Raw genomic sequence first — 19,146 nt, 5'->3', positions numbered from 1 at the left:
TCCGGAAATCGTTCCACAACAACTGTTCCACAACAGTAGTACGGAGATGACCTCCGGTATGGTTGGCCGATGGCATCGGCTTCCGATCACCCCTCGCGCGGCCTCGAACTCGGCTACGCCCGCGTCTCGACCACCAAACAGAGCCTGGAGCGCCAACTCGACGCCCTGAACGCGACCGGCATCCCCGCCGAGCGGATCTACACCGACAAGAAGACCGGCACCAGCATCGACCGCGAGGGCCTGGCCGCCCTGCTCGCCTACACCCGAGCGGGCGACACCATCGTGGTCCACACCTTGGACCGGCTAGGGCGCAACCTACGCGAAGTTCTCAACCTGGTGCACGAGCTGTCCGAGCGCGGCATCGGCGTACGCTCCCTGGCCGACCCGCTGCCCATCAACACCACCGACGAAGGCATGAGTCGCATCGCCTTCCTGCTGCTCGCGTTGTTCGCCGAGATGGAACGCACCTTCACCGCCGAGCGCGCCGCCCACGCCCGCGCCGTCGCCGAAACCGCCGGCCGCCACATCGGCCGCCCCGTCGCCCACCCAGCCGACAAAATCGACTACGCCCGCCTGCTCAAAGCCCAAGGCAACACCCTGGGCCAAGTCGCGGCCAAGACCGGCATCCCCAAAACCTCCCTGCACCGCTACCTCGCCGACGCCCCCGCCAAGGTCCAGGAGTAATGACATGCCGAACCCGGTCCTGAACGAGCGCGAGTCGGCCTTCCTCCGAACAGTGCACCAAGGCCAGATCATCACCGGAACGGTCACCGAGATCGCCAGCTTCGGAGTCACCTTCGTTGACATCGGCGGCTTCACCGCAATGATCAACATCCCCGAACTGTCCTGGCGGCCCATCCATCACCCCTGCGACGTTGTCGCCGTCGGCCAAGAGGTCACCGCCGAAATCCTCGACATCGATACCGAACGCGGGCGCGTATCTCTTTCTCTCAAAGCGCTCCAGGAAGACCCACTACTTGATCTCCAAAAACAGATCGGCCGGACTGTCACCGGCCCCATCACCAAGGTCGCTCCCATTGGCGCCTTCGTCCGCATCGAAGACGCAGCCCACGGCTTCGAGGGCCTCCTGCCCACCTCCGAACTGACCGACGGCACCGTAGAAACAGGCGACATCCTCGCCGTGAAAATCATCGAAGTCGACCTCGCCCGACGCCGGATCGCCCTTGCACTCAGCGAGCATCCCACCAACCGCGAGCCTGCCAGATAGTTCTGCAAACTACCGGTCATCAAGCCCCGAAGGTCACACGCCGCCCGGAGGTTATCCGGGGAGATCACACTCAGACTCCCTGGATAATGTCACTTATCCAGGGAGTACCGGCTCGCGAGAGGTTCTCGCCCATGTCCACATCCGGACATGCCGCGACCTGCGCGAAATGAGCGCCGTCGGACGCGATCCGAGAATAGTCTCGCTCGGGCAGGCCGGAGACCTCACTGTTTGAGCGAAACGTCACCGCACACCACCTCTGCGTTGAATTTAGACTTTCCGGTTTGGTTACCCACGGGGGTCGCTCGTGTACGCTTACATGATCCTTTCATCTCAAACATAGCTTTGTGTCCTTTATTTGCTCCTTATGTAGATCTTGCGCGCTTAAGTGATCTATGGGTAATTTCTGATCGTTTGCTTGTTGCGCGCTCCGAACCGTCGAACCTGGCCCTGCTGTGGGCCTGGTGGCGGGCTGGGGTAACGCGGGGGCGGTTGGCTCTCGCGCTGACTTGTTCGGAGGGTGACGGCGTATGCGCCGCAGTCTGTCGCGACCGCGTCCAGTCGGCCGCAGAGCCTGGCAAGTAGTGGCGGTTATCGCCGCGGCGATGCCGGGCCTGCTGCTATTTCAGGCACTCCCCGCTACGGCTTCGGCTGCGGTGCAGCCGGTCGTGCTCATTGACGGCGAACCGGTCACTCCTGAGCAGTTGACGGGTTCCGCGGCGGGTTTTCCGTCGCTGGTCGATTCGGCGGCCACGGCGACGACGGTGAAAGTGGCCCCTGATGGCGCCGCCAAGGACCGGAAAAGACCTCCGGGGTCGTTGTCGGTTGATGTCAAAGACGTTGTGCCCGGTAAGAAGTTCACCCTTTCCTCGCCGGGTAAGCCGGGTGCGGGGGTGTTGTCGCCGCAGGCGCGTGACAGCGCGTCGTTGATGGGCATGACGATCGCGAGCTACTACCCCGATGATCGGTCCCTGGTGGACACCCTCACTCCGGAGTTGCGTGCCGACGGCTACAACACCGGATTGGGAGGGCCGTATTACGAGTACCGGTACAAGGTCTGCCCGTTGCTGGAGAACGGCAACCTCGGCCTCTGCACGCTATCGGAGTGGCGGTACTTCACCGAGGCCGGGTGGAAGGTTCCGGCGGGCGTGCTGAAGTGGGGCAAGACGTACGTGTGGGAGGTGACGATCCGCGACACCACCACCCAGGAGACCGCCACCCTGTCGAATCTGAGCTTTCTGACCGCGGTGCGTCAGCCCGTGGTGAGCTCCCAGCTCGCCACCCGCGGCGCCAACGGCCAGGAGTTCCACCAGCTCGCGGGTAACTACACCACCACCTTCACCGACGCCTCCATTCCCACCGCGGGCCCGCCGTTGTCGGTGGTGCGCTCCTACAACAGCCTCGACGCGCGCACCGACGGGATGTTCGGGGCCGGCTGGTCGACCCGGTTCGACACGAAAATCCAGCCGGAGGCCGGCACGCCGCAGTCGCTGCTGGTGACCTACCCTGATGGCCGCGTGCTCCGCTTCGCCCACAAACGCACCGCCGGAGGGATCATCTCCTTTCAGCCTCCGCCGGGCATCAACGCCACGCTGGCCACCGTCTCCGGTGGCGGCTGGCGGCTGAAGGACTCCGCGTCGACCTCCTACCTCTTCGACGCTCAAGGGCGCTTGACCACGCTGACCGACAGCCGGGGCCGCGCACAAACGCTGCTTTATGACGCAGGTGGCAAGCTGACCACGGTCACCGCCACCGGCGGACGCTCCCTGGCCTTCACCTGGACCGGGGATCGCGTCACGGCCGTGTCCACCGCCCCGGTCAACGGCCAGCCACTGACGTGGACCTACATCTACGACGCACAGCGTCTGAGCCAGGTCTGCGCCCCGGTGGCGGCCCCTAACTGCACCTCCTACGGCTACACCACCGGATCGCGGTATCGGGGTGTTGTGCTCGATGACCGCCCGCTGGGGTACTGGCGGATGGGCGAGGTGCGTACCGTCAACGACGCCGGATGGAGCTATACCTGTTTTCCCGACGAGAGCGGCCAAAACGGCTGCAACCCCCTGCCTACGGGGGTGCAGACCGGCAAGCCCGGCGCGCTGAGCGGGACCACGAACGCCTCCGCCAACTTCCAAGGCAGCGGCACCTCCTCAGGAATCGAGCAGTGGGGGCTGTTTCCCAAGCTGGGCCAGAGCATGTCGGTGGAGTCGTGGTTCAAGACCACCAACTCGGGCTTCATCTTCTGGGCCGGGGGCGGCAGCTGGAACCCCAGCTCGCCTTGGCACGGGGTTCCCGGCCTGTATGTGGGCACCGACGGCAAACTGCGCGGGCAACTGCAATCGACGATGGAGGGCCCATCCACCCCCGTCACCTCACCGCAGGTGGTCAACGACGGCCAGTGGCACCACGCGGTGATCACCGCCGGTGCCGGTGTGACAAAGCTGTATGTCGACGGCGCCGCCGCCGGCTCGGTCAACCTGGGCGTGGAGTCGATGAGCTGGATGGGCAGCACCGTCATCGGCAGCGGCGCCGCCGACTCATCACTGCCCGGCTCCCCGGCAGGCCGCCCCAATCCCACCGAATTCGGCTTCAAGGGGACCATCGACGAGGTCGCCGTCTACGACCAGGTGCTCAGTCCCGCCCAGGTCAGCGCTCACTACGCCGCCCGCGCCGAAGCGCCGTTCAAGCTGAACGCGATCGCGCTGCCCTCGGGGCGCCAATGGATGTCCACCACCTACAACCCGGCCAACGACCGGGTCGCCACTCACGTCGACCAGCACGGCGGCACCTGGAAACTCGGCGAACCTGCTTACTCCTTCGACATGGTCGACTTCACTGAGCTGATGACGGTCTCGGTGACCGACCCCAACAACAACACCCTCAAATACGTCCACGACGCCTGGCGCGGCCACCGCCCGGTCAGCCGAACGGACCAACTGGAGAAGGTCACTAAGTACGAGTACGACACCGGCGGCTTCACAGCAAAGATCACCGATCCTAACGGCGTCGTCACCGAGCAGGTCAACGACGAGCAGGGCAACCCGATCGAGGTTAAAACCTGCCGGGCGACGGGCAACTGTCAGAGCACTTACCGGGAGTTCTACCGCAACAGCGCCGATGAGTTCGACCCGCGCAACGACCAGGTGACCGCTAGCCGCGACGCCCGCTCCGCCCACTCCTTCGACGCCACCTACGCCACGAAGTGGGAGTACACCCCCCAAGGGGAGGTGACCAAGCAGACCACCCCAGCCACCCCGGACTTCCCGAACGGCCGCTCGACCAGCACCACCTACACCGATGGCACCGAGCCCGCCGTCGGTGGCGGTACTACCCCGGCAGGCCTGGTGAAGTCGGTCAAGGACGCCAGAAACAGCGAGACGACGTATCGCTACAACGCGACTGGTGATCAGGTTGAGCAGACCAGTTCTTTGGGATTGAAGATCCAATTCGCCTATGACGCGCTGGGCCGGGTGGTTTCACGGACAGAGGTCTCGCAGGCTCACCCCGCTGGTGTGGTCACCACCTCCACCTATGACGGGTTGGGCCGGTTGATCACCCATACCGGCGCCGGGGTGAAGAACGAGGTCACCAACGTCACCCACACTGCCAAGACCAGCTACACCTATGACCCGGACGGCAACAAGCTCACCGAGACGGTCACAGACCTGACCGGCGGTGACCCTGAGCGAAAGATCACCTACACCTACGACTCCGGAGGCCGGCTGGAGACGGTCACCGCGCCTGAGGGCGGCGTGGCCCGCGTGACGTGGAATACGGTGGGGGCCCAGGCCAGTCTCACCGACGAGAGGGGGACGCTTTACACCTACGTCTACACCAAGCGTGGCGAGCTCGCCTCTCGGACACTCAAGAACTGGACGGGTAGTCCGGTGGCTCCGCAGGCCCCGCAGGACGTGGTGCTGGAGTCCTACTCCTATGACCCGGCAGGCCGGTTGGCGGGCGAGGCCGACGCGATGGGCCGCAAGACCACCTACAAATACTTCACCGACAACCGCCTATCCCAAGCCACCGCCGACGATGCCCGGCTGAACGGTTCCACCGCTACGACCGACGTGGTGCTGGAAGACAACACCTACGACGCGGCTGGCAACCTGACCAGGCAGGTGACCGGTGGCGGTAAGGTCACCGAGGACTACGTCTACGACGCCGCCAACCAGGTGACCTCCACCACGTTCGACCCCGCCACCCTTAGGCGCAAAATCGCTTACGAGTACGATGCGGCCGGGAACGTCTCGAAAAAGGCTTTCACCGGCGCGGGCAGTACCCGGACCGAATCCACCCTGTATGCCTACAACGCCGTGAACCAGGTGACCAGGCAGACCGTGGAGAACGGCGCGGACGATCTGGTCTCCACCTGGACCTACGACGACCGCGGCCTGGCTGTCGAGGCGACTGACCCGCGAGGTAACGCCGCCGGAGCCACGCCTGCGGACTTCACCACCACGCTGCGCTACGACATCGCCGGACAACTCGTGGAGTCGAAATCCCCGCAGGTGAAGATCAGCAAAGCTGGTTCCGTCGCCGATGGCCGCCCAACGGTGAAGTACGGCTACAACAGTGCAGGGCTCACCACCCAGGTTGTCGACGCGGAGGGCCGCACGGTCACCTCGACGTTCGACAAGGTCGGCCGTCTGGCCTCGACCACCCTGCCGTCCTACACCCCGCCGGGCGGAACCGCCCTGATTCCCAAGATCAGCTATGGCTATGACGCGGCCGGCCAGGTGATCAGCGTCACCAACCAGCGAGGCCATGTCACCTCCGCCGAGTACGACGCGTTGGGTCGTCAAGTCCGGGTGACCGATCCTGGCCCGTCCGGGCCGGGTGGTCAATGGGTGTCGGAATACAACTTGCTGGGCGAGCCGCGCGCGGCCATCGACCCCACCGGTGCGCGCCGGGAGGCCACTTACGACGATCTTGGCCGCAGGATCACCACCACCCAGATAGAGCGCAAGCCCACCACCGTCGCCCTGACCACCACTTTGACCTACGACACCGCGGGCAACCTCACCAAAACCGTCGCACCGGGACCGGGTAACAAGACCACCAGCTACACGGTCAACGCCGCCGGGCAGGTCACCGCCATCACCGACCCGCTCACCAAGACCTCCACCGTCGGATACGACTTTCTCGGCCGCACCGCCAAGGTGACCGACCCGTTGGGCAACGCCACCGAAGCCGAATACGACCTGGCCGGTCGCCAGATCGCCGCCAGGGACCTGACCAGCACCGGAGCGCTCGTGCGCACCTTCGGGTTCAGCTACGACTCGACGGGCAACCTGACCAGCCGCACCTCCGGCGAGGGGCACATCACCCGCAGGGAATTTGACGCTCTGGGGCGGATGACCGCGCTGACCGAGCCGGTCTCCGCCAGCAAGTCGATCACTTCGACGTTCGGCTACGACGCCGTCGGCGCTCGTACCCGCACCACCGACGGCCGCGGCAACGCGACCTGGACCGGCTACAACACCCTCGGCCTGCCCGAATCACTCATCGAGCCGCCGACCGCGGCCCACCCTAATGCGGCCGACCGGACCTGGACCACCGTCTACGACGCAGCAGGCAACGCCGTTTCCACACTGCAGCCCGGCGGGGTACGCATCGACCGGACCTTCGATCCCCTGGGACAGGTGGTCAAGGAGACCGGCAGTGGCGGATCAGTGGCCACTCCTGAGCGAAACATCACCTACGACCAGGTGGGGCGTCTGACCGCGATCGGCGACTACACCCTGGACTACAACGACCGTGGCCTGATGACCAAGACGTCCAAGGCGACCAACCAGATCGCCGCCTACACCTACGACGCCCTGGGCAACACCACCCAGCGCGTGGATGCCACCGGCACCGCGAACTACACCTGGGACGATGCCAGCCGCCTGAAAACAGCGGCTGACCCGGTAACCGGGCGCACCTGGACCTATGGCTACGACAACGCCGACCGCCTCACCAGCAAAACCTCGGCCAGTCCGGTCAACACCCAGATCTACACCTACGACGCCGTAGATCGGCCTACCTCCCACACGCTGAAGAACAGCTCCGGCACCGAACTGTCGAAGATCGTCTACGGGTGGGACAAGGACGACAACCTCACCACCAAAACCACCTCCGGCACCGCCGGAGCCGGCACCAACACCTACGGCTACGACCACGCCGGACGGCTGACTTCCTGGACCGCCCCTGGCGGCGCCGTCACCGCCTACGAATGGGATGACTCCGGTAACCGCACCAAAGCCGGGAACAAGACCTTCGTCTATGACGAGCGTAACCGGCTGATCTCCGGTGGCGGCACCGACTACACCTACACCCCCCGCGGTACCGTGGCCTCAGAAACCAAGGACGGCGTCACCCGCAACCTCACCTTCGACGCCTTCGACCGGCTGATCTCCGACGGAGAGGCCACCTACGGTTACGACGCGCTCGGCCGAATGATGTCGCGCACCAAGGGGACCGATCAGCAGCGCTTCACCTACTCCGGGCTGGACAACGACATCGTCGCCGTCACCGACGGAGCGGGCGCCGCCCTCGCCAAGTACGGCCGCGACCCCTTCGGCGGCCTGCTCAGCCTGCAAGAAGGCAGTGGCCCCGCCCTCGCCGTCATGACCGACCTGCACGATGACGTGGTCGCCACCTTCTCCGGTACCGCGCTGGTCGACTCGGTCGCCTACGACCCCTTCGGCGAGGTCATCCATCACTCCGGCACCCGGCGCACTCTCGGCTACCAGGGCGAATACACCGATCCTGATACCGGCAAAGTCAACATGCACGCTCGCTGGTACCAGCCCGGCACCGGCACCTTCACCTCACGCGACGACTGGACCCTTCCCCCTCAGTCCTCCATGCGCCTCAACCGATACACGTATGCAAGCGCGAATCCCATGACGAGAACTGACCCTGGCGGTCACTGGGACTGCGATGCATGGTACGGCTGGGTTAATGTTCGATGCTGGTTTAATAACGGAGGTGACGGGACAACAACGGTAAAAGTCGACAACACACCGCCCCCGCCTCAGCCTGCTCCACAGGGGCCGCCTACTACTCCCAAAAACGTCGATAGCAAAGGCAGTAGTGGTGGTAGCAGTAGTAGCAGCAGCAGCGGATGTTCCGGAAGCGGCTGCAACGGTAGCTCCGGTGGAGGAAGCGGAAAATGCACAGGCAATTGCACTGGTAGCGGAGGCGGCGGCGGACAGTGTGTCCAAAAATGCACCGGAGGGGGGCCCGGAAGTAACAACCCAACCGGCACAGGAAAGTGCACTAAGAATTGCAGCGGGGGAAACAAAACCCCTCCGAACCCGGACCCGAACAGCAAAGCATTCAAAAACGATAAAAATAATGCTACGCACGACAAGGGCCCTGGCTCGAACCGAACCCCAAAAGAGTGGATTGCCTATCAATGCGCCCAAGGACCGTGCCCGAGCGACCCAGGCCATGTTGGCATTGAGATCATTGGAGGCGGAGGCGGAGGCGGAGGCGGCGGAGGCGGCGGAGGCATCTGCGGAGCTGGAAAAACGTACGTGGCCGAAGGCGGCTTCAAACACTCATGCGAAACAAGCTCCGTAAAACCAGTCAGTGACACTCAGCCCGATTCGCCTACGATCTCGACCAGTCCAGAAGAACCCCCGACCTTCCTGACCAGCATTGCGGACGGATGCTCAGGTAATTTCCTGTGCAACTTCTTTGTCGGGGACGCCATCGACTGCGTGACCAACCCCTCCCTGGGCAGCTGCGCGATGACGGTGATCGGATTCATCCCCGGCGGAAAAATCGCCACCACGGCAGCTAAAGTAGGTAGCAAACTCGCCAAGGGCGCGGAGACAGCCGCCAAGGCATGCAAGCGCAACAGCTTCGTGGCCGGCACCCTCGTCCTGATGGGCGACGGAACCCAAAAACCCATCGAAGACGTCGAGGTCGGCGACTACGTGCTCGCCACCGATCCCGAAACCGGCCGCACCGAAGCCAGAGCTGTCACCGTCCTAATCCCAGGCGAAGGCACCAAGAACTTCGTCAAGATCACCGTGGACACCGACGGCGACAGAGGCGACGCCACCGCCCCGATCACCGCGACCGACGAACACCCCTTCTGGATACCCTCCCTGCGCGAGTGGACCGACGCAGGCGAGCTTCAGCCCGGCATGTGGCTGCAAACCTCAGCTGGCACGTACATTCAGATCGCCGCTATCAAGAAGTGGACCACCACCCGGCGCGTCCACAACCTCACCGTCGATGACATCCACACCTACCATGTCCTCGCAAACGAACAAGCCATCCTTGTCCACAACGATGACTGTGATGACCTTTTTCGCAGTGACACTCGGGACCCAGATGAGATTTTCACTAATGGGTTTGAGCCTCGCGGAAACAACATGGATGTCCTGGAACACGCTTCGGGCTGGTCTAAAGATTCTGGGTTTATTTCCACCACCACCGAACAGAAGATCGCAGCTAGACGAGGCGGAAATGTTTACACTATCAGCGGCAAGGACGGAGTTGATGTCAACAAGGAATTTCCAGGCAATCCTTTCTCTCACGAGAAAGAGATAGCGATTCCAGGACCCGTTAGTCCGTGCAATATCGTAGGATGCACACTCCTTGACGGATCGTGGGTCGCAAACCCTAACTTCAAGGGATAATTATGACCGATCGAGTTACCCTAACAACTATAAACAGCTCCGGCCTACGTGGACATGTAACTCTGGAAATCCCAGACCGTCCTCCATTAACAGTCATGGTGGCGCATGAAAAAAGACCTGCCTGGGAAGTCCATGGCGTCGATCTCTTCGAGTGCCTAATAGAAATAAGAAAGGATCTAGAAAGCAAAGGAATTCTCCTGTGCTGCCAGGGGGCAAGGCCTGATGTTTTTCCTTCCGGCATGGCCAGACAGATGGGAGACGGGAGATTCGCCTATCATCTTAGGCGAGACAGGAAAATCACTTCCGAGGATATGGTGGATATATTTTCACCGGCAGAACCGTCTGAAGTCGTGAGCATCGAAGATCAACGCAATGCCGTACTGAATTTCTATAAACATGAAAATTAAAATCAATTTCGATCTCGGTGCCAGGCCTGATCGGTGACAGACTGGGCGCGATCGCCGACCGCAGATGGGTTCGGTGCAAGCTGGCGACCAACACCATCAAGGCCTACCGGCGCCAGAGCGCCGCCTACGTCGCCTGGCTGAGCAAGCACGCCGCCGCCCATTACGACGCCTTCGCCGACCTAGTGTCCTGCGTCTAAAGTTCGTCGGCTAAGTCTAGAATGGGCTGCATGGCGCGGACGGGACGGCCCAAGACTCCGGTGACACTTTCCGCTGATGAACGTGCCACATTAGAACGCTGGGCCCGGCGTGCGGAGTCCTCACAAGTCCTGGCGATGCGGTCGAAGATCGTGCTGGCGTGCGCGGACGGTCTGGACAACATCGAGATCGCCGCCGCCTTGCGGATTCACCGTGACACGGTGTCCGAATGGCGGCGGCGGTTCGTCCGGCTGCGACTGGAGGGGCTGATGGACGAACAACGCCCCGGCCGCCCGCCCTCGATCACCCTGGATCAGGTCGAGCAGGTGGTGGTGACGACCTTGGAGCAGGTGCCGAAGAACGCCACCCACTGGTCGAGGACCTCGATGGCCACCCGAAGCGGACTGTCGAAGTCCACGATCGGGCGGATCTGGCGTGACTTCGGCCTCAAGCCCCACCAGGCCGGCACCTTCAAGCTGTCGAGTGATCCGCTGTTCGTGGAGAAGGTCGTCGACGTCGTGGGGCTGTATCACAACCCGCCCGAGCGGGCCGTGGTGTTGTGCGTGGATGAGAAGTCCCAGATCCAGGCCTTGGACCGCTCACAGCCGGTGCTGGCGATGATGCCGGGCATGCCCGAGCGGCGCACCCATGACTACGTCCGCAACGGGATCACCAGCCTGTTCGCCGCCTTCAATGTCGCCGACGGCACCGTCATCGGTGAACTGCACCGCCAGCATCGCGCCGCCGAGTTCAAGAAATTCCTGATCACGATCGACAAGAGCGTCCCCGCGGACTTGGACGTTCATCTGGTCTGCGACAACTACGGCACGCACAAGACCCCGGCGATCAAAGCGTGGCTGGCCCGTCATTCCCGCTTCCACATGCATTTCACCCCGACCGGCTCCTCCTGGATCAACCAGGTCGAGCGCTGGTTCGGCTTCTTGACCGACCAGATGATCCGGCGCGGAGCGCACAAAAGCGTGCAAGCCCTGGAGGCCGACATCCGCGCCTGGATCGACGACTGGAACGACAACCCGCGCCCGTTCGTCTGGAAGAAGACCGCCGAGGAGATCCTCGAATCCTTAGCCCGATATTGCCGACGAATTTCTGGCGCAGGACACTAGCTCTCCGGCCCCGGCTTTCCGGCCGGGGCGCGGGTCCAGGGCACCCAGGACACGGGTCCGGGACACGGGTCCGGGGCGCGGGTTCAAGAGCGCCGGATCGGGGGCGCCGGAGGCCCCGCGCGGGGACGGTGATCTAGGTGGTCGGCGTGGTCAGTGGGGTCAGCGGGGTCAGCGGGGCTCGGTGATCCAGGCGCCCCCGCGCATGACGCCGGAGACCTCCAGGTCGTCGGTGAGCACCACCAGGTCGGCCCGCTTGCCGACCGAGACGGATCCCAGGCGGTCGGCGAGACCGAGGACCCGCGCGGGGGTCAGGGAGGCGATCTCGGACGCCTCGGCCAGCGACAGGCCCACCTCGCGCACGGCGCGGCGGAACGCGACGTCCATGGTCAGGGTGCTGCCCGCGATGGCGCCGCCCTCGGCGAGCCGGGCCACCCCGTCCACGACGTTCACCGTCATCGGGCCGAGCCCGTAGACGCCGTCGCCCATGCCCGCCGCCGCCATCGCGTCGGTGATCAGCGCGGTCCTGCCGGGGCCCGCGACCTCGAATGCCAGGCGCGTCATGGCTGGGTGCAGGTGCACGCCGTCGTTGATCAGCTCGACCGTGACGCGCTCGTCCTGGAGCAGCGCGGCGATCGGCCCGGGGTCGCGGTGGTGCAGCGGCGGCATCGCGTTGTAGAGGTGGGTCGCGACGCTGCCGCCCGCCTCGATGCCGGAGACCGTCTGCTCGTAGGTGGCGTCGCTGTGGCCGAGGGCGGCGATCACGCCGTTGGCGACCGCCTCCCGTACGGTGTCCAGCGCGCCGGGCAGTTCGGCGGCGATGGTGACCATCCGCACGTGGCCGCGTCCGGCCTTGAGCAGCCCGGTGAGCTCCACCGGCGAGGGGTCGCGCAGCAGCGCCGGGTTGTGCGCGCCGCACCGGGCGGCGGAGATGTAGGGGCCCTCGAAGTGGATCCCGGCGAGCAGGCCGTCCTCGCACAGGTCGGCGAGGGAGGCGGCGGCCCTGGCCAGATCGTCCGTGGACGCGGTGACCAGGCTGGCCATGAGCGTGGTGGTGCCGTGGCGGGCGTGCAGGTCGACGGCCCGGCTCGCCTGGTCCGGGTCACCGGTGGGGAAGGAACCGCCCGCCCCGCCGTGGTTGTGGATGTCGACGAAGCCGGGCACGACGTACCGGCCGCCGAGACCGAGCCCGGCGCCGGGGGCCGAGCCCTGGCCCACGTGGGTGATGTGGCCGTCTTCGATGGTGAGCCAGCCTTCGTGGACACCTTCGGGGGTCACGACGCGGGCGTCGGCGAGTGTGATGCTCATGCTCCCCATCCTCGCGGGTCCCCGCGAAAACCGGCTCCCGGCACTCCCGGCGCCGGGATCTTGTGGCGGGAACGACGTCGGATGGCTCATGAGCGTGATCATCTGGGCTCTGGCTGACAGCCACCTCCGATCAGGCACGGAGCGCTTCGCCTTCTACGGCTCGGTGAGGACGTAGAGCAGTCCGACCATGCTGGTGCCGCCCACGATGTCGCCCTTGCCGACCAGGTCGCGGATGTCGGCGAGAGGTACCCACTCGACGCGCTCGGCCTCCCACGCCTCGGTCGGCGGGCCGGTGTAGATGGCGCTGTCGGCGCGGAAGATGTGGTGGACCGAGTCCGAGATGCCGTTCGTTGGCTGGACGCGCAGCAGCGGGCGGAGCGGTCCGGGCTGCCATCCGGTCTCCTCCTCGACCTCGCGCGCGGCAGCGGCGATCGGCTCCTCGTCGTCCTCGATCTTGCCGATGGGGATCTCCCACCCCCACGAGTCGGTAATGAAGCGATGCCGCCAGATCAGCAACACCCGCTGCCGATCGTCGGTGACGACGGCCCCGGCCCCCGGCGCGGTACGGATCAGCCGGTGGTTCAGGTGCCTGCCGTCGGGCAGCTCCACATCCGCCACTCGGACATCAAGCCACGGATCGGTGTAGAGAGGTTCTTCGGAGTGGACCTGCCAGCGCATGCGGCGTACTCCCAGCGTGGATACCTGATCTCGGCACCACGCTACAAGGGCACGTGTCGGAAACTCTTCGACCACGCGGGCGTCGAAGGGCCGCAGAGCGTTGGCCACCATGGTGATCCGTTCGGCGATGCGTTCGGACTCCATGCCCTGTATCCGGTCGAGCATCGTTTCAGTGATGGTGACGGTCTCAGTCGATGTGCGGGTACGCGCCGTTCAGGTAGTCGTTGAGCTGGCGCCATTGCGTCGGGTGGATATCGAGGGCTGGGAGGTCTTGGGGCGCCACCCATCGGACGTCGCTGGCCTCGTTGTTGGCTCCTGGCTGACCGCTGATCGGTCGGGCGATCAGCATCACCTCGTACTCCTGGCGAACCTCTCCGTCGGTGTAGGCGACGATGTGACCGGGGTCGGAGTAGACGCCGAGCATGCTCACCGGTTCGACGGTGATCCCGGTTTCCTCCTCGGTCTCGCGTACGGCGCACTGCGAGGGTGTCTCGCCGATCTCCATCTTGCCCATCGGCAGTGCCCATTGGCCGGTGTCGCGCCTGCGTTGCAGGAGGATGCGGCCGGTGTCGTCGACGGTGACGGTTCCGCAGGCGGGGACCAGGGTGTTGGCCTTCGGCGCGTTCGGGTCGTTCCAGAACTCGACTCGTCCCATGGGTCTTCCTCAGATCTCGGCGCCGGACCACGGCACGGCCCCGGCCCACACTCGGTCGAATGATGTCATGTAGTGGTCTGCGACCGTTCCTCCGTCGAGTCGGCGGAAGTGAAAGGTCGCGTTAGCCGACGCGGGCTCGCCGTAAGCGTGCGGGTTGATGAGGATCTCGTCGTCGTAGCGGAAAAGGGAGGCGTATAGCGTCGTCGAGTGGAGCCGTACCTCGCACCCGTCAAGGTCGGTGAGGGGACGGTAGTAGGTGAGAGAAGAACGGATTTTCGCCGCGAGTGTGCCTCCCAATCCCTCCTCGCGGTCGCGGATCTCGACGGCTTGGGAGCCGGGGTCGCCGAAGCATAGGCGAACCGTCACGCCGCGTTGAGCCGCCTCAGTGAGCATGCGGGCTATCTTCGGTTGTGTCTGGGCGTAGAACGTCCCGGAAAAGACCAGGACGTCTATGCGTTCTTGGGTCGCACTGAGAAGACGCAGCCACAGCTCACGCGGGACGCTCGCCCGGTCGGCGTAGATTTCTAGCAGTTCGGAGCGATTGGCTGCACTTTTACGAGTGTCGCTGTGTCGCAGCACGTCAGGCCATAGATAGGTCTCGTCGGCCACGAGTAGTTTGGCCGCTGCCCAGCGGTGACGGCGATGCGGAACCCGGCCGGTGTTGATCCAGCGTTCGACGGTCTTGGGCTCGACTCCGCATATTTTGGCCAGATCCTCCAGCGCGACACCGTGACGCAGCATCGCTGTACGTAGGCGCTCGTTCACGCTCTCAGTGGACAGGACCCTGTGGGACGTTTCAAGCCCTTCTTGGGACGTTTTCATGGTCGCCAACACGTCCTCACAACGGCCTTCGGCGAAGTTCAAAGATCCCTTCCGCTTCGGTTCACTTGTTTCCGATGGTTAGCGGACCATCACACACTGTGACCATCTGGGGGTCGGGTACATGAAGCCGTCAATGACCGGTTCCGGCTCTACCTCGATAACCTCGCTTGACATCGCCGAAGAACTCCGAATCCAACTGGAGCGCCAGGGAATCGTGGCCGACGTCCATGACGGGTACGGGCTGGCGCTGGTGTCGGTGTGGGTGGGGCTGGTCGTCTGGTGCAAGGACGATCGTTACTGGTGGCGTACCGGCTGGGACGCCCGACGGCACCGGCCCGTCTACGCCTGGCATCCGGCGGGGGACGCTGTCCAGGCCGCTCGTCGGATCGCGTTCCGCTATGTGGAGCTGCGCGAGGTCCATCCCCCGTCCGAGCTGACGGCGGGAGCGCGTTGTGATCCTGCTTGACGAGTGCCTGAGTCCGCACGTGGCCATGGTTCAGCGGGATCACGTGCGGCTGGAGTGGCGGCGACGGTACGCGGATTCGGTGCTTGAGCGGGCTCGCTCGGTGCGGTGGACCTGCCTGTGTCGTGCCACGGTCTACGAGCTGTACGAGGGCGGTGGGAAGGCGTTCATCCGGCGAACCGTCCAGCTCGACCGCAGTCCCGAAATCCACGACACCTTCGTCTATTCGATCGGTGAAGCTCGGGCGATCTGGACAGGGCTGCTGTCCGGAAGCGCCCGTTAGACGGCGTGGCCGTGTGAGATCTGGAGGGGCCTCACGCGGTCACGCCTACTCAAGATCACGCCGGGAAGTGCGGTCCGTCGCTTCCGGCCGGTGCCGAGACCGGTTTTCCGTTCCCGTGGGCTGGTCGGCGGGTGCCCGGCCTGGAGTTCACCAATCTCGGCGAGGCGTTCCCGCGGCGTTGCCCTCCCTTTGGTCGCTCGTTGTATTCTCGCTGTTCACGGGGGTATGGCGTGAATCACCGCGGCCGTTTCCTACTGGTCGGTAATGATGCCTAGGGTATATGGGTAGATACCTCACGTAAGGCGACAAGCCGTACCCCAGGGGGTTGCAGAATGACGGCGCGAATGGGCACCGGACGGCTCGGTCCTGCCGAGCGATCCGCCGCACTGGCGCAGATGAGCGCCGAAGAACTCGACGTGGTGGTGATCGGAGGCGGGGTCGTCGGAGCGGGGGTCGCGCTGGACGCGACGACCCGGGGGTTGTCCGTCGGGCTGCTGGAGGCGCGCGACTTCGCCTCGGGGACCTCCTCCAGGTCGTCCAAGCTCATCCACGGCGGGCTGCGCTACCTGGAACAGCTCAACTTCGAGCTGGTCAGGGAGGCGCTCCAGGAACGGGCCCTGCTGCTGCAGCGGATCGCCCCGCACCTGGTGCGGCCGGTGCCGTTCCTGTTCCCGCTGACACACTTCGGCTGGGAGCGGCCCTACGTCGGCGCGGGCCTGGTGATGTACGACACGATGGGCTTCTCCGCCGGTCTCACCCGGGGGGTGCCCGGCCACCGGCACCTGTCGCGTACGAGGGCGCTGCGGCTCGCGCCCGCGCTGCGCAGGACGGCCTTCTCCGGCGCGGTGCAGTACTGGGACGCCCAGGTCGACGACGCCCGCTATGTCATGACCCTGCTGCGGACGGCGGCCACGTACGGGGCCAATGTCGCCTCGCGGGCGCAGGTGGTCGGCTTCCTCCGCGAGGGGGAGCGGGTGACCGGGGTCCGGGTGTGCGACCTGGAGACCGGCAGGGAGATGGACGTACGGGCCCGCCAGGTGGTCAACGCCACCGGCGTGTGGACCGACGACATCCAGGAGCTGGTCGGCGGGCGCGGGCAGATCCACGTACGCGCCTCCAAGGGCATCCACCTGGTGGTGCCGCGCGACCGGATCCACTCCCTCACCGGGATCATCCTGCGCACCGAGAAGTCGGTGCTGTTCGTCATCCCCTGGGGCCGTCACTGGATCGTCGGCACCACCGACACCCGGTGGGAGCTGGACCGGGCCCACCCGGCGGCGTCGCGGTCGGACATCGACTACGTCCTCGACCACGTGAACGAGGTGCTCTCTGTCCCGCTCACCCGCGAGGACGTCGAGGGCGTCTACGCCGGGCTGCGCCCGCTGCTGTCGGGGGAGTCGGAGGAGACGTCCAAGCTCTCCCGCGAGCACGTGGTGGCCCACCCCGTGCCGGGGCTGGTCATGGTGGCCGGTGGAAAATACACGACATATCGTGTTATGGCGAAGGATGCGGTCGACGCCGTGGCGCACGGCCTGGACCAGCGGGTCCCGCCCTCCTGCACCGACCGCGTCCCGCTCGCCGGGGCCGAGGGCTACCAGGCGCTGTGGAACTCCCGGCAGCGGCTGGCCCAGTCCTCCGGGCTGCACGTGGCCAGGATCGAGCACCTGCTCCAGCGGTACGGGTCGATGATCGACGAGGTCCTGGCGCTGATCGAGCGGGACCCGTCGCTGGCCAAGCCGCTGACGGGGGCCGACGACTACCTCCGGGCGGAGGTGGTCTACGCGGCGACCCACGAGGGCGCCCGGCACGTGAACGACGTGCTGACCCGCCGTACGCACATCTCGATCGAGACCTTCCATCGGGGGCTGGCCGTGGTCGAGGAGGCGGCCCAGCTCCTCGCCGAGCCGCTGGGCTGGGACGCCGAGCAGATCAAGCGCGAGGTGGAGTACTACACCAAGCGCGTCGAGTCCGAGCGCCTCTCCCAGGAGCAGGACACCGACCAGGAGGCCGACGCCATCCGCCTCGGCGCCCCGGAGATCGTGCCGGTGGCCAGTCCCGAGACGAACCCGGTGTAGTCCCCGAGAACCGGGAAGCCTGGGAACCGCGGGTCTCACGGTTGGCCGCCCGGTCGCTCTTTTCGGGGATGACGGCCCCGGAGTTCACCAAGGTCGTCAGACCTTCGCCCGCGGCTTCGGGGCCAATCCGGACTCGGTAACCCGCGTGGGGCGCGGCGACCGCCACCCGCCATCGAGCTTGGCCGGCTCGGCCTCGATGTCGATATCGAAGGTGAACTCGCCTCGTCCGGCCCCACCGGTGCCGGCCGTCATGGGGGCGCGACTCCCTGCTCCGACGCCAGAGCGTGAGGGCGCGACGCGGTCAGAGGCTGGCTCTGCCGTATCTCCAGTAGCCATGGAAAGTGATGTCGGACCTGGAGACGTGGCGTTCGCCGACCAGGTGCCTGCGAACGCCGCCCGCCAGCGAGGACTCGCCCGCCGCCCAGGCGTAGAAGGGACCGGGAGGCAGTCGCGCGTCCTTCACGGCTCGCAGGGCGAGGGTGCCCGGCCTGACGGAGGAGTCGTCGCGGGGCAGCCAGTGAATCTTCGTTCCCGTGGGCGCGGTGACCTCGCTACGGATGTCCTCGCTGCCGGGAACTTCGAGGAAGACCACGGCGGGCAGCGCGTCGGCGGAGCTCTCCAAGATGGCGAGAATCGCCGGTAGCGCGCTCTCGTCGCCGACGAGAAGCTGCCAGGCCGCCTGTGGGACAGGCCGGTAGCTGTGGCCCTCGTCAAGGAAGGCGACCTCGTCGCCGGGCTCGGCGGCCAGTGCCCAGACGCTCCCCGGCGCGGTGGTCCCGGACGCGGCGGCCGGGTCGTGCGGTCCATGGATGGAGATTTCGATGTCGAACGCGGACGCCTCCGGCCGGAAGCGCCGGATCGAATACGACCTGACGCGAGGACGCTGTCGAGCCGATTGCAGGGTGCGTTGGAGCATCCATCTCTCACTGCTGGGCAGTACGACCTCGTCTTGTCCGGGGTCGCCGAAGAACAGGCGGCCCGACTGGTCGTACCCGGTCCGCTCCAGATGGTGAAAATCGTCTCCGCCCAGCGTGACGGCCACGAAGTGCGGGCTGATCCGCTCGGTGTCCCGGACGGTCAGCGTCAGCATGCGCCGGTGGTGCGGACGCCGGTTCCTGGCTGCCATCGCTATCCACTCCCCGTGGCGCGCGCTGCTGTGTCGATAATGAGGACCACGATCATGGGAACCACCGTCGCGTATGCCGTGGCCGCGCGGCCACCGGTAAACTGTCGGCTGATGCCGGAAAGCCGCCACGTTGTCCCGGAGTCCTC

The 19,146-nt window shown here is 65.4% G+C and carries 15 protein-coding genes; 9 read left to right on the top strand and 6 right to left on the bottom strand.

The window, feature by feature from the left end:
- Positions 1 to 69: 69 nt before the first annotated feature.
- The 6 genes from ABD817_RS00370 (at position 70) to ABD817_RS00345 (ending at position 11,593) form a co-directional block, all read left to right on the top strand.
- A complete protein-coding gene (locus ABD817_RS00370; RefSeq protein ID WP_344913616.1) occupies positions 70 to 684 on the top strand; it encodes a recombinase family protein in 615 nt (204 codons plus the stop codon).
- Between the two features lie 4 nt (positions 685 to 688).
- On the top strand, positions 689 to 1,228 hold the full coding sequence (locus ABD817_RS00365) for a S1 RNA-binding domain-containing protein (protein WP_344913613.1): 540 nt from the start codon (positions 689 to 691) through the stop codon (positions 1,226 to 1,228).
- 581 nt (positions 1,229 to 1,809) lie between these two features.
- Positions 1,810 to 9,867, top strand: coding sequence for an RHS repeat-associated core domain-containing protein (locus ABD817_RS00360; protein WP_344913610.1), 8,058 nt, complete (start codon positions 1,810 to 1,812; stop codon positions 9,865 to 9,867).
- A 2-nt stretch (positions 9,868 to 9,869) separates the two neighbouring features.
- Entirely contained in the window at positions 9,870 to 10,274 is a 405-nt protein-coding gene (locus tag ABD817_RS00355; protein ID WP_344913607.1) for a hypothetical protein, read from the top strand.
- 17 nt (positions 10,275 to 10,291) lie between these two features.
- Positions 10,292 to 10,471: a hypothetical protein gene (locus ABD817_RS00350; RefSeq protein WP_344913605.1), complete on the top strand. Its 180-nt coding sequence runs from the start codon at positions 10,292 to 10,294 to the stop codon at positions 10,469 to 10,471.
- A 30-nt stretch (positions 10,472 to 10,501) separates the two neighbouring features.
- Positions 10,502 to 11,593, top strand: a complete 1,092-nt coding sequence (locus tag ABD817_RS00345; RefSeq protein ID WP_344913602.1) for an IS630 family transposase — start codon at positions 10,502 to 10,504, stop codon at positions 11,591 to 11,593.
- Between the two features lie 168 nt (positions 11,594 to 11,761).
- On the opposite strand, the gene nagA is transcribed toward ABD817_RS00345, so the two are convergent.
- From nagA to ABD817_RS00325, 4 genes are all read right to left on the bottom strand, one after another.
- Complete coding sequence (gene nagA / locus ABD817_RS00340) at positions 11,762 to 12,898, bottom strand: N-acetylglucosamine-6-phosphate deacetylase (RefSeq protein ID WP_344913599.1); 1,137 nt, start codon at positions 12,896 to 12,898, stop codon at positions 11,762 to 11,764.
- Between the two features lie 153 nt (positions 12,899 to 13,051).
- Positions 13,052 to 13,576 (bottom strand): NUDIX domain-containing protein, encoded by a 525-nt coding sequence (locus tag ABD817_RS00335; protein ID WP_344915552.1) that lies wholly within the window; start codon positions 13,574 to 13,576, stop codon positions 13,052 to 13,054.
- Positions 13,577 to 13,763: 187 nt separating this feature from the next.
- Complete coding sequence (locus tag ABD817_RS00330; RefSeq protein WP_344913596.1) at positions 13,764 to 14,231, bottom strand: NUDIX domain-containing protein; 468 nt, start codon at positions 14,229 to 14,231, stop codon at positions 13,764 to 13,766.
- Positions 14,232 to 14,240: 9 nt separating this feature from the next.
- A complete protein-coding gene (locus ABD817_RS00325) occupies positions 14,241 to 14,996 on the bottom strand; it encodes an XRE family transcriptional regulator (protein WP_344913593.1) in 756 nt (251 codons plus the stop codon).
- 271 nt (positions 14,997 to 15,267) lie between these two features.
- On the opposite strand from ABD817_RS00325, the gene ABD817_RS00320 reads away from it, so the two are divergent.
- From ABD817_RS00320 to ABD817_RS00310, 3 genes are all read left to right on the top strand, one after another.
- Positions 15,268 to 15,519: a hypothetical protein gene (locus tag ABD817_RS00320; RefSeq protein ID WP_344913591.1), complete on the top strand. Its 252-nt coding sequence runs from the start codon at positions 15,268 to 15,270 to the stop codon at positions 15,517 to 15,519.
- Positions 15,506 to 15,799, top strand: a complete 294-nt coding sequence (locus tag ABD817_RS00315) for a hypothetical protein (RefSeq protein WP_344913589.1) — start codon at positions 15,506 to 15,508, stop codon at positions 15,797 to 15,799. The genes ABD817_RS00320 and ABD817_RS00315 overlap by 14 nt, the downstream gene beginning before the upstream one ends.
- Before the next feature lie 332 nt (positions 15,800 to 16,131).
- Positions 16,132 to 17,874 carry a glycerol-3-phosphate dehydrogenase/oxidase gene (locus tag ABD817_RS00310; RefSeq protein WP_344913586.1) on the top strand — a complete coding sequence of 581 codons (1,743 nt, stop codon included), beginning with the start codon at positions 16,132 to 16,134 and terminating at the stop codon, positions 17,872 to 17,874.
- A gap of 96 nt (positions 17,875 to 17,970) precedes the next feature.
- Here the strand turns inward: ABD817_RS00310 and ABD817_RS00305 are convergent, their stop codons facing one another.
- Positions 17,971 to 18,126, bottom strand: coding sequence for a hypothetical protein (locus ABD817_RS00305; RefSeq protein WP_344913584.1), 156 nt, complete (start codon positions 18,124 to 18,126; stop codon positions 17,971 to 17,973).
- Between the two features lie 49 nt (positions 18,127 to 18,175).
- Positions 18,176 to 19,000 (bottom strand): siderophore-interacting protein, encoded by an 825-nt coding sequence (locus tag ABD817_RS00300; protein WP_344913581.1) that lies wholly within the window; start codon positions 18,998 to 19,000, stop codon positions 18,176 to 18,178.
- Positions 19,001 to 19,146: the final 146 nt, after the last annotated feature.

Origin of the sequence: Streptosporangium oxazolinicum (assembly GCF_039537505.1) — a bacterium.
In the GTDB taxonomy this organism is placed as follows: domain Bacteria; phylum Actinomycetota; class Actinomycetes; order Streptosporangiales; family Streptosporangiaceae; genus Streptosporangium; species Streptosporangium oxazolinicum.
The sequence above is the reverse complement of the archived record's forward strand: the minus strand, read 5'-3'. Positions and strand labels throughout refer to the sequence as shown.

Bases quoted from the DNA above. Each gene is read 5' to 3' on its own strand.
- ABD817_RS00370 (WP_344913616.1), top strand. From the start codon at position 70: ATGGCATCGGCTTCCGATCACCCCTCGCGCGGCCTCGAACTCGGCTAC.
- ABD817_RS00365 (WP_344913613.1), top strand. From the start codon at position 689: ATGCCGAACCCGGTCCTGAACGAGCGCGAGTCGGCCTTCCTCCGAACA.
- ABD817_RS00355 (WP_344913607.1), top strand. From the start codon at position 9,870: ATGACCGATCGAGTTACCCTAACAACTATAAACAGCTCCGGCCTACGT.
- ABD817_RS00345 (WP_344913602.1), top strand. From the start codon at position 10,502: ATGGCGCGGACGGGACGGCCCAAGACTCCGGTGACACTTTCCGCTGAT.
- nagA (WP_344913599.1), bottom strand. From the start codon at position 12,898: ATGAGCATCACACTCGCCGACGCCCGCGTCGTGACCCCCGAAGGTGTC.
- ABD817_RS00335 (WP_344915552.1), bottom strand. From the start codon at position 13,576: ATGCGCTGGCAGGTCCACTCCGAAGAACCTCTCTACACCGATCCGTGG.
- ABD817_RS00330 (WP_344913596.1), bottom strand. From the start codon at position 14,231: ATGGGACGAGTCGAGTTCTGGAACGACCCGAACGCGCCGAAGGCCAAC.
- ABD817_RS00310 (WP_344913586.1), top strand. From the start codon at position 16,132: ATGACGGCGCGAATGGGCACCGGACGGCTCGGTCCTGCCGAGCGATCC.
- ABD817_RS00305 (WP_344913584.1), bottom strand. From the start codon at position 18,126: ATGACGGCCGGCACCGGTGGGGCCGGACGAGGCGAGTTCACCTTCGAT.
- ABD817_RS00300 (WP_344913581.1), bottom strand. From the start codon at position 19,000: ATGGCAGCCAGGAACCGGCGTCCGCACCACCGGCGCATGCTGACGCTG.